An 11,349-nucleotide genomic window follows, 5' to 3' on the forward strand; every position below is an offset into this window, starting at 1 on the left:
ACGCGCGGGGATAGACCCTTCCTGCACCTGGTTCCCAACGTCGTGCAGACGGTTCCCCCGCACGCGCGGGGATAGACCCTTCCTGCACCTGGTTCCCAACGTCGTGCAGACGGTTCCCCCGCACGCGCGGGGATAGACCCGTCCCACGTGTCGCGATACTTTGTGCTCCGAAGGTTCCCCCGCACGCGCGGGGATAGACCCTTAACGGCTGGAACGGGGCGTATGGAATCGTAGGTTCCCCCGCACGCGCGGGGATAGACCGTGTACGGCGTTGGGTATCCGCTCCACCGGGGCGGTTCCCCCGCACGCGCGGGGATAGACCCGGTGCGCTGGTGCAAGGGCGCGCACACGGCCCGGTTCCCCCGCACGCGCGGGGATAGACCCGTAGGGGCCAGTCGAGCCGTCGGTGGAGAGCCGGTTCCCCCGCACGCGCGGGGATAGACCCGACCGTGATCACCCAGGACCCGGACCAGCTCGGGTTCCCCCGCACGCGCGGGGATAGACCCTCGCCGTACTTCGGGCTGTTGTAGTTCGACGCGGTTCCCCCGCACGCGCGGGGATAGACCCCTTGCCGATCACGGGGCTGCGCTTCGAGGCGAGGTTCCCCCGCACGCGCGGGGATAGACCCTTTCCGGCCGATCTGTGGCGGAAAGTGAGGGCGGTTCCCCCGCACGCGCGGGGATAGACCCTCTACACCGTGCTGTTCACAGGTGGGCAGGGTGGTTCCCCCGCACGCGCGGGGATAGACCCACTTGTCAAGCATTAGTTTTCGTTCCTGGACAGGTTCCCCCGCACGCGCGGGGATAGACCCGCCATGCACGTCGCGAACGATGCCCGCGTCGCGGTTCCCCCGCACGCGCGGGGATAGACCCGAACGGGAGATCGCCAAGCGCCGGCAACGCATGGTTCCCCCGCACGCGCGGGGATAGACCCCCCTTGTTCCTTGGCGCTCCCCTTGTCGTCATGGTTCCCCCGCACGCGCGGGGATAGGCCCTACAGGCTCGCCGGGCGGTGGGGCCGGACAAAGGTACCCCCGCACGCGCGGGGATAGACCACGTCGGAGATGGCGAAAGCGTTGTTGGAGTAGGGTTCCCCCGCACGCGCGGGGATAGACCCCTGCGACATTTGCCGCTTCTCCGGTTCGTTTCGGTTCCCCCGCACGCGCGGGGATAGACCTCATGAAGGCTGCCGATGCAAGCGCCGGTGTGAGGTTCCCCCGCACGCGCGGGGATAGACCCCCCGGTCGATAGCGCGCTAGACCGCATACGGGGGTTCCCCCGCACGCGCGGGGATAGACCCTATCCGGCTTTGCGCTAGATGCTGCTACAGCGGGTTCCCCCGCACGCGCGGGGATAGACCCGCATACGCCTCTTGGCCGCTCACCGTGTCGAAGGTTCCCCCGCACGCGCGGGGATAGACCCCCGTCCGTCAGGACCAGCAGTTGCGCCTCCAGGGTTCCCCCGCACGCGCGGGGATAGACCTGTTCAAGGTATCGGACATGGCCTCACGGTGCGGGTTCCCCCGCACGCGCGGGGATAGACCCCGGCTGTGCCGCCTGTCAATGAGGCCCGGGACGGTTCCCCCGCACGCGCGGGGATAGACCCTAAGGCTTTCATCCTCCATAAGCTCATGCTGGGGTTCCCCCGCACGCGCGGGGATAGACCCTTGAGCGAGTCTCCGGACGGCTCCACGTAACTGGTTCCCCCGCACGCGCGGGGATAGACCCGAGAAGGGATGGAACAGTCTCACGGCCACCATGGTTCCCCCGCACGCGCGGGGATAGACCCGAGAAATGTCGATACATGGAAGACTGCTCGGAGGTTCCCCCGCACGCGCGGGGATAGACCCGGCAGTCATCATTCTCTGTTTCATGCTATTTCGGTTCCCCCGCACGCGCGGGGATAGACCCCGGGCATAGCCATCGTCAGGCGGGAAGCGATCGGTTCCCCCGCACGCGCGGGGATAGACCCTTCGTTGGAAAGTTTGCACGATACCGGCCGTGGGTTCCCCCGCACGCGCGGGGATAGACCGTACCCTTCCTCTTTTTTCCCTCTCCTCTCTTCGGTTCCCCCGCACGCGCGGGGATAGACCCCTGATGCAGACGAGGCAGATGGACCGGGAGACGGTTCCCCCGCACGCGCGGGGATAGGCCCTTCCTGGGCGAATGGGAGTACGGACGACAGGGGGTTCCCCCGCACGCGCGGGGATAGACCCTGATCGGCTCGTACGAGTAGAGCGGCACCGGAGGTTCCCCCGCACGCGCGGGGATAGACCCGCCTACGATTGGCAGGGCGCGCAGATGCACATGGTTCCCCCGCACGCGCGGGGATAGACCCACATCGAACAGCGGAGGATGCACGGATGCAGAGGTTCCCCCGCACGCGCGGGGATAGACCCGGCTGGCCCATCGCGATGTCTATCATGTGAAAGGTTCCCCCGCACGCGCGGGGATAGACCCGCTACACCACGCGCCGCGGACCCGGGTGTCAATGTCAGCCGAAAATGTCCCATTTGTGGCAACCGAAAACTGCCCACTCTTGTCAATCGAAAACTGCACACTTCCGAGAAGGGCGCCGGTGTGGGTCTGACGCTCTTCGGTTGGTTTCGGTCGGGCGAGAGGGGTTGGACGGAGCGAGCGGAGTCCAACCCCTTCCGCTCCTTTGCAGCCTGTCAATGTCAGGGCGTCTGTTCGGCACCGACGCCCTCTCCCAAGTTGGGACATTTTCGGCTGACGGTGACAGTGGCTGCGCGGTGCAAGTAGTCGCAGTGCTCCACACTAGGTCGCCTGACCACCAGTGGCAGATCTTGTGGGTGTGCCCGCATAGACAACATCGAGCGAACAGGAGGTTTCATTGAGATGAAGACTGTAGGAGCACGGCGGACCTCAGGCCGGCGCACACATTTGCAGAAGCTGTACGCTCAACTTGCGGAGTGTTCGCGACAGCCTGACCGGGTTCTTTTCCTGGATGTCGAGACTACGGGGTTGGATCCCTGTCGCCATGAAATCACTGTTGTCGGATGGGCCTTCGGCGGGCGCGTGGGGACCATGGTGAAGGGATCGGCGCCAGACCTGCTCTGTGAAGACTTGGAGCAGGCGAGGTACTTGGTGACGTTCAACGGCGGTCGATTCGACACGAGGTTCGTCGCCCGGTTTCTGCCCGGCATCACGCTTCCGAGGGTCCACATCGATCTGCTGTATCTTTGCCGGAGTGTCGGGTTATCGGGTGGGCAAAAGGCGATCGAGAAAGCCCTCCGGATCGATCTACGAAAAGACGTGACCGAAGTTACCGGCCTGACAGCCGTGGCTCTATGGAATCAGTCTCTTCAAGGCGACCACGAGGCGTTGCGGCGCTTGATCCTGTACAATCGCTCTGACGTCGCAGCCATGGGCGCCATACTTGATGAAGTCATCCGCAGAATGAATACTCGGTTGGGGCCATCGATGACCGAGGTGCGTTTCAGGGATTGGTCAGCGCCTCCAGGCTGGCGCACGTTGCCACATCCGTGACTTCCCAGCGGGTACGTTGGTTTACCTTGACGTCTTCCGACTATAGAAATCAGATTAGGTTAACCCTTGCCGAGCACTTGAGCGAGATGGACAGGAAGGGGCTGCTGAAACGTCCCGTTGCTCCGCTGCCGGCCGACCTTTGGGATTGGCCGCGCCCTGTAGATTCCGAAGCCACGGTTCGGGCGGCGGTGACCGACGAACGGGAAGAGGACTGGTAAGGTTTGCCGTGTTAAGCCTGCCGCGTGTCAAGGGAAACCGAATGGTGGACGTTGCCGAACGTATTTCGATTGCCGGAGGGCCCTCGAATTGACCAAGACCGCATTCCTGATCTCCGCGACCATCCTCTGCACGCTTCTCTTGACGTGCGCCGCCGGCGCCCAAACCCTGGAACAGGCACGCGCGGCTCATGCGGACGGCCGCTTTGTCGAGGCGGCGGAGTTGAGCGCGGCGCTCGAGACCTCCGAGGGTTATGCTTTGGCGGCGCAGGCGCTGGCGATGCAGGGCTACGTCTTTGCCAAGGAGGAGGATAAGCAGGGGCTGTTCCAGCGGGCCGTGGAGTTGGCAGAGGAGTCGGTGCGGCTCGACCCGGCCAATCCCGAGGCGCATATTCAACTGGCCCATGCGCGCGGCCGCTACGCCCAGACCATCGGGTTCCTGCAGGCGGTGACCGGGGGATATGCGACCAAGGTGCGGGACTCGGTGGAAGAAGCGCTACGGCTCGATCCCGACAAGGCGGCGGGCCATCTGAGCCTGGCGACATGGCACGCGGAGGTCGTCCACGCCGCGGGGGGCATGGCCAGGTTTCTCTACGGCGCCACCGGAAAGAAGGCGCGCGGCCACTATGAGCGCGCGTTGGAGCTCATGCCCGATGCCAAGGTGGTGTGCGTCGAATACGCCTACGGGCTCCTGCTGCTGGACGAGGAAGGGAACCGGGAGGAGGCGCGCCGGCTCCTCGAGCGCGCCGTCAAGAAACCCTCCAAGGATGCCGTGGACCGCTTCTATCACAAACTCGCGGTGACGCGGCTGGCGGCCCTGAACGGCGGGTAGCCGCACTCTCCCTCAAGGATGGGCGGGTATCCAACCCGCCCATCCTCCCACTCACGCCAGGCTCACCGCCGAGGGCCGTCGCGCGCCCCCTCACGCCGCGTCGGGCCACCCCAGCGCGTCGCGCACGCCCTCCGCGTAGGCCGGGTCGGCCTTGGCGAAGTGCGCGAGCTGCTTCTCGATGATCCTCTGCGGCACCCCTTGCATGGCTCCGGCGATGTTGCTGAACAGGCGCCGCTGCTGGCCGTCGTCGAACAGCCGGAAGAGGTTGCCCGCCTGCGTGTAGTCGTCGTTGCCTTCCCGGTGGTCGTAGCGGGAGGCGTCGCCCGAGATCCTGAGCGGCGGCTCGGCGTAGCTCTCGTCCTGCACCGGGCCGCCGAAGCTGTTGGGCTCGTAGTACGCGTCGACGTTGCCGTGCCGCGGCTCGAAGAAGCGCATGGGGCCGTCCTTGTGGTAGTGGTGCACCGGGCACCGCGGCGCGTTCACCGGGAGCGCCTCGTAGTGGGTGCCCAGGCGGTAGCGGTGTGCGTCGGCATAGGAGAAGATGCGCGCCTGCAGGACCTTGTCCGGTGAGAAGCCGATGCCCGGCACGATGTTCGAGGGGGAGAAGGCGGCCTGCTCCACCTCGGCGAAGTAGTTCTCCGGGTTGCGGTTGAGCTCCATCACGCCCACGTCGATCAGCGGATAGTCCCCGTGGGGCCAGACCTTGGTGAGGTCGAAGGGGTTGTACGGCGTCTTGCCCGCGTCCAGCTCCGGCATGATTTGCACCTTGAGGTCCCACTTGGGGAACTCGCCCCCCTCGATGGCGCCGAACAGCGCCTCCTGGTAGGACTCGCGGGTCCGGCCGATGACCTCGGCGCTCTCCGCGTTGGTGTAGTGCCGGTGCCCCTGCCGGTTCTTGAAGTGGAACTTGACCCAGAAGCGCTCGTTGTCGGCGTTGATGAAGCTGAAGGTGTGGGAGCCGTAGCCGTTCATGTACATGGGGGCCGTGGGGCAGCCGCGGTCCGACATGAGGATGGTGATCTGGTGCAGCGATTCCGGCGACTGCGACCAGAAGTCCCACATGGCCACCGGGCTCCGCAGGTGTGTCTTGGGATGCCGTTTCTGCGTGCGGATGAAGTCCGGGAACTTGTAGGGGTCGCGGATGAAGAACACCGGCGTGTTGTTCCCGACCAAGTCCCAGTTGCCTTCCTCGGTGTAGAACTTCACCGCGAACCCGCGCACGTCGCGCTCCGCGTCCGCCGCCCCGAGCTCGCCGGCCACGGTGGAGAAGCGCACCAGCACGTCACACTTGGCGCCGGGCTGGAGCACCCGGGTTCGGGTGTAGCGCGAGATGTCGTGGTTGACGGTAAACGTCCCGTAGGCGCCCCAGCCCTTGGCATGCACCACCCGCTCGGGAATGCGCTCTCGGTTCTGGTGCGCGAGCTTCTCGATGAGCTGGTAGTCCTGCAGCAGGATCGGCCCGCGCTCGCCGGCGGTGAGGGCGTTCTGGTTGTCGGCCACGGGCGCGCCCGCGCTGGTGGTCATGACCGGGCATCGTTTACGGGACATGGAAATCTCCTTTCGTCTGAATCAACCGCTGTTCTGACTCTCAGTATAGGGGAAATCCGTGAGAAATAAATTTGATAATAGTTAGCTTTGTGATAGCTATGGATTATCATGGACGTGACCCTGCGCCAGCTCGAATACTTCGTCGCGGTGGCCGAGCGCCTGAGCTTCCGAGCCGCGGCCGAGGCGTGCTTCGTGACTCAGCCGGGCCTGAGCGTACAGCTCAAGGAGTTGGAGGGACAGTTGGACGTGCAACTGTTCGAGCGCAGCCGGCGGAAGGTCCTGCTCACTCTGGAGGGGGAGAGGCTGTTGCCGCTGGCCCGGAGCATCCTGACCCAGGCCGGCGAGCTGGTGGACACGGCGCGCAGCCTCACGCGGCCGCTCTCCGCCACGCTGCGGCTGGGGGTCATCCCCACCGTGGCGCCGTACCTGCTGCCCAAGGCGCTGCCGGCCATCCGCCAGCGGCATCCCGATCTGCGCATCCTGCTGCACGAAGACTTTACGCACCGGCTGCTGGCGCTGCTGGGGGAGGGGAAGCTGGACCTGTTGCTGCTGGCCCTGGATGCGGACCTGGGCGACGTGGCTACCTTGCCGCTGGCCGCGGACCCCTTCGTGGTGGCGGTGCCCGCCGGCCACCGGTTCGCCGCGCGCAAGCGCCTGACCGAAGCCGACCTCGCCGGCGAGCAGGTGCTGCTGCTGGACGACGGCCACTGCCTGCGAGCCCAGGCCCTGAAGGTGTGTCAGACCGGCGGCGCCGGCGAGGTCGGCGACTTTCGCGCCGGCAGCCTCAACACGCTCGTCCAGATGGTGGCGGGTGGCATCGGCATCACCCTGTTGCCCCGGCTCGCCCTGGAGGTAGAATGCCGCACACCCTCGGCCATCGTCATCCGGCCGTTCCGCAAACCCGAGCCTGCCCGCACCATCGGCTTGGTGTGGCGGAAGAGGTCGCCGCGAGAGCCCGAGTTCCGGTTGCTGGGGGAGTTGCTGGCGCAGTAGGCTCGCGTGGAACTATAATGCCAACGGAGACGCAAGCATGACTTCCATCTGGCGGAAACCGTGACCGAATCGCCCAATACGTCCTCGAACCCCATCACGCGGGATCCCGTGTGCGGGATGGAGGTTTCCCTTTCGGCCGGGAAGCCTTCCCTGGAGCACCTCGGGCACCACTATCATTTTTGCTGCGAGGGGTGCCTGAAGAAGTTCGCGGCGGCGCCGGACGATTACATCGAGGCAAAGGATCCGGTCTGCGGCATGACGGTCCAGCGCGCCACCGCGCGGTATATGGTCCGTCAAGACGGGCAACGGTTCTACTTCTGCTCCGGGCATTGTCAGGCGCGCTTCGAGGCGGCGCCGGAGGAGTTTCTCGGTCCCCGTTCCGAACCGGAGCCAGCGCCGCAAGGCACCCAGTACACGTGCCCGATGGACCCGGAGATCGTGCGCGACGCGCCGGGGGATTGCCCGATCTGCGGCATGGCTCTGGAACCCATGATGCCGACCGCGGATGCCGGCCCCAATCCGGAGCTGGTCGACTTCAAGCGGCGCCTGTGGATCGGCGCGCCGCTCGGTCTCGCTACCCTGATCCTGGAGATGGGCGGGCATCTCGGGCTGCCCATGGCGGAATGGCTCGGGCCGCGCCTGCACGTCTGGCTCCAGTTCCTGCTGGCGACTCCGGTGGTGGTGTGGGTGGCGCTGCCGTTCTTCAAGCGCGGCTGGGCTTCGGTGGTGAACCGCAGCCCCAACATGTGGACGCTGATCGCGCTCGGGTCCGGCGCCTCCTACGTTTTCAGCGTGGCGGCCGTGCTGGCGCCGGCAATATTTCCGGAGTCGGTGCGCGGGCCGCACGGGCTGCCGCCGGTCTACTTCGAGGCCGCGGCGATCATTCTCATCCTGGTGCTCGTCGGCCAGATATTCGAGCTGTCCGCGCGCGAGCGCACGGGCGGCGCGATCCGGGCGCTGCTGGACTTGGCGCCCAAGACCGCGCGGCGGGTGACGGACGACGGCGACGAGGACGTGCCGCTCGAAACGGTCAAGGTCGGCGACCGCCTGCTGGTGCGGCCGGGAGAGAGCGTCCCGGTGGACGGGGTGCTTGTCGACGGTCACTCGGCGGTGGACGAGCGGCTGCTCACGGGCGAGCCGATCCCGGTGGAGAAGTCGGCGGGCGACCCGGTGACGGGCGGGACCATCAATGGGGCAGGGTCGTTCACCATGCGCGCCGAGGGGGTCGGCGCCGATACGGTGCTGGCGCGGATCGTCGACATGGTGGCCGCGGCGCAGCGCAGCCGCGCTCCGGTGCAGGCCTTGGTGGACCGCGTCGCGAGCTGGTTCGTCCCCGCGGTGGTGGTGGTGTCGCTGATCTCGTTCGTGGCGTGGCTGGCGGTGGGTCCGGCGCCCGCCCTCGCCAACGCCGTGGTGGCGGCCGTGAGTGTCCTGGTGATCGCGTGCCCGTGTGCTCTCGGGCTCGCCACGCCCATGTCGATCATGGTGGCGACGGGCCGCGGCGCCCAGGCGGGCGTGCTGGTGCGGGACGCCGCGGCGCTGGAGAGCCTCGCCAGGGTGGACGTGCTGATCGTCGACAAGACCGGCACCCTGACCGAAGGGAAACCCGAGTTGACGGACGTGGTGGCCGCGGACGGCGGCATGGGCATGGACGAAGCGGAGGTCCTGTCGTTGGCGGCGTCTCTCGAACGCGGGTCGGAGCATCCGCTGGCCGAGGCGATCCTCGCCGGCGCCCAAGCGCGGGGCGCCGTGGTGCGCGAGGCCACGGACTTCGAGGCGATCCCTGGGAAAGGTGTCCGCGGCCAAGTCGCGGGCCGGGCCGTGGCTCTGGGCAACATGGCGCTGATGGGCGAGTTGGGCGCCGGCCTCGGCGACATCGAAAGCGCCGCCGAGCGGCTTCAGGAAGCGGGCAAGACCGTGATGTTCGTGGCCGTGGAGGGCCGCCTTCGGGGTCTCGTGGCGGCGGCGGACCAAATCAAGCCCACCACCCGCGAGGCCATCGGCAGGCTCCGGCGCTCGGGGCTGCGCATCATGATGTTGACCGGAGACAGTCCCCGGGCGGCGCGGGCGGTGGCCGCCGGCCTCGACATCGACGATTGGCGGGCCGAGGCGGCGCCGGAAGACAAGCGGGACATCGTCGCCGAGTTGAAGGCCGGAGGCCGGCACGTAGCCATGGCCGGCGACGGCATCAACGACGCGCCCGCCCTCGCCGCCGCTGACACCGGCATCGCCATGGGCACCGGCGCGGACGTGGCCATCAAGAGCGCCGGCGTCACCCTGATGCGCGGCGACTTGAACGGCATCGTCCGCGCCCGCCTGCTGGCGCGCGCCACCCTGGGCAACATCCGCCAGAACCTGTTCTTCGCCTTCGTCTACAACGCGGTGGGCGTCACCATCGCCGCCGGCGTCTTCTACCCGATGTTCGGCCTGCTCCTGTCGCCCATGGTCGCCGCCGCCGCCATGAGCCTTTCATCGGTGTCGGTGATCGGAAACGCGCTGCGACTGAGGCGCATCCGGCTGGAGTGACCGGCACATGGGGCGACCGCGGGTCGCCCCTACAAGTCATCGCGCCTTGCCGACGACAGAAAATCCTCCGCATCTCATGACGCGAATTAACCAGACACCACACTAGGTCAGAAGGCCTTTGTCTGGCCTGATACCACGCAGAAACTCCTGCACCGGCAGACACCAGATGCCGTCGATCCGCAAGCGTTCCCGGCCGCGGTAGAGCAACGCGGTCTCGGCCTCGGGGTAGTCCTTGCGAAACGCCCTGAGTGGGCGCAGGTCGCCGGAATGCACCCTCATGGCGTTCTTGACCTCGAACGCTTGGAGTCCCGGTTCCCCGTAGACCACGAAGTCAACTTCAGTCCCGCCACGGGTGCGCCAGAAGAATACCTCCGCGTCATGCCGGGAATATGCGATCCATGCGCGCAGATGCTGGGCCACCAACCCTTCCAGCGCTTGGCCGGCTATCTCGTCGGCGCGGTCCAGGGGTCCCCGGGGGCGCAACGAGCGAAACACTCCAGCGTCGAACAGGTAGATTTTCTCCTGGGTTACGGTGGCGCGCTTGGCGCGTTTGCGGAAGACGGGCAGCCGGAAAGCGAGCAGGAGGTCCTCCAGGATGCCGACATAGCCGGCGACCACCTTGCGCTCGACCTCGCATTCCCTCGCCACCGCCGAGACGTTGAGTTGGGCACCGTGAGAGAAGCTGACCGCTTCCAGGAACCTGGCGAAGTTGCCGACGTTTCGCGTCAGTCCTTCGGCCCGGACCTCCTGTTCGAGATACAGGCTCGCGTAGGCGCTCAGGACGTCCGCGGGGTCGCTGGCTGCCATGACCAGTGGCAGCAATCCCGTTTCGAGTGCCCGTCCGAGATCGAATGCGGGCAACTCCGCGGCCATGAAGGGATGCATGGTGCGGCGTACGGCCCTTCCTCCCAGGAGATCCACACCCCCGCGCCGGAGCTTTCGGGCGCTGGATCCGGTCAATATGAAACGGGGCGGCGAAGGTTCCTCCATGAGCGCGTGGACCACGGTCAGCAGTTCCGGAATCCGTTGGATCTCGTGGATGATCACAGAGCCGGTTCGGGGCGAGCCGGCGAGCAGCTCCCGGAGCCGCTCGGGGCGGGCGTCCAGGCTGCGATGGAGCGCCGGATCGAGCAGGTCCAGGAACAGGGCGTCCGGGAGCCGGTTGCGCAACCACGTGGATTTTCCGGTCCCCCTGGGACCGAACAGGAAGCAACTCTGGTCGGGAATCTCAAAAAATCGACTTACTAATTCCACTTTGCGTCCCAAATTGGAAATGCCATCGCCAATATTGGGACATTCGGAACTAGAAATCAAACATCAGTGAGTGGACGTCACACCTCGTAGTACCCGTTCATGATGGCGTCGTGCCAGACCTTGGTGATCACCGGGCAGACGCCCAGGGGCAGGCCTTCCTCGGTGGCCCAGTAGGAATGGATGCCGGTGCCGATCTCGACGACGCGCACCTTGGGGGCCGGGTTCATGGCGGCGTACTCCTTCTTGACGATGCTGTTGTACTTCTCGGGCGTGTGGTCGCGGCTGAACTTGTTGATGCCGTAGAGGAGCGGCGGGATCGGCTTTCCCGGGAGCGGGCGGCCGTAGCCCAGGTAGCGGTCCACCAGGGCCTGGGTCTCGTCGGCGTTCATCTTGAGGCGTTCGGCCGTGACCTTGGCGGCTTCGGTGAGGCACGGGTGGCTGTCGCTGTGCAGCCAGTTCTCGGCCTTGAACTG

Annotated in this window: 7 protein-coding genes and 1 CRISPR repeat array; of the genes, 4 read left to right on the forward strand and 3 right to left on the reverse strand. The window is 66.5% G+C overall.

Features of this window, described 5'->3' with window-relative positions; all coding sequences use genetic code 11:
• Window positions 1-50 precede the first annotated feature (50 nt).
• A CRISPR array of direct repeats spans window positions 51-2,458; the repeat unit is 29 nt; unit sequence GGTTCCCCCGCACGCGCGGGGATAGACCC.
• 399 nt (window positions 2,459-2,857) lie between these two features.
• Together OXF11_00470 and OXF11_00475 are read left to right on the forward strand one after the other, a co-directional pair.
• Entirely contained in the window at window positions 2,858-3,508 is a 651-nt protein-coding gene (locus OXF11_00470; protein MCY4485581.1) for a ribonuclease H-like domain-containing protein, read from the forward strand.
• A gap of 306 nt (window positions 3,509-3,814) precedes the next feature.
• Complete coding sequence (locus OXF11_00475; GenBank protein ID MCY4485582.1) at window positions 3,815-4,555, forward strand: hypothetical protein; 741 nt, start codon at window positions 3,815-3,817, stop codon at window positions 4,553-4,555.
• A gap of 90 nt (window positions 4,556-4,645) precedes the next feature.
• On the opposite strand, the gene OXF11_00480 is transcribed toward OXF11_00475, so the two are convergent.
• The gene (locus OXF11_00480) at window positions 4,646-6,103 is read right to left on the reverse strand and encodes a catalase (GenBank protein MCY4485583.1); all 1,458 of its coding nucleotides are present in this window, start codon (window positions 6,101-6,103) and stop codon (window positions 4,646-4,648) included.
• 108 nt (window positions 6,104-6,211) lie between these two features.
• On the opposite strand from OXF11_00480, the gene OXF11_00485 reads away from it, so the two are divergent.
• Complete coding sequence (locus OXF11_00485; GenBank protein MCY4485584.1) at window positions 6,212-7,096, forward strand: LysR substrate-binding domain-containing protein; 885 nt, start codon at window positions 6,212-6,214, stop codon at window positions 7,094-7,096.
• A 60-nt stretch (window positions 7,097-7,156) separates the two neighbouring features.
• Window positions 7,157-9,622 carry a heavy metal translocating P-type ATPase gene (locus OXF11_00490; protein ID MCY4485585.1) on the forward strand — a complete coding sequence of 822 codons (2,466 nt, stop codon included), beginning with the start codon at window positions 7,157-7,159 and terminating at the stop codon, window positions 9,620-9,622.
• 102 nt (window positions 9,623-9,724) lie between these two features.
• Here OXF11_00490 and OXF11_00495 read toward each other — a convergent pair whose 3' ends face one another.
• Entirely contained in the window at window positions 9,725-10,876 is a 1,152-nt protein-coding gene (locus OXF11_00495) for a DUF4143 domain-containing protein (protein MCY4485586.1), read from the reverse strand.
• A gap of 77 nt (window positions 10,877-10,953) precedes the next feature.
• Window positions 10,954-11,349, reverse strand: a 396-nt coding sequence (locus OXF11_00500; protein ID MCY4485587.1) for a hypothetical protein, incomplete at its 5' end; no start/stop codon positions are given.

The organism is Deltaproteobacteria bacterium (assembly GCA_026712905.1).
In the GTDB taxonomy this organism is placed as follows: Bacteria; Desulfobacterota; Binatia; order UBA9968; family JAJDTQ01; genus JAJDTQ01.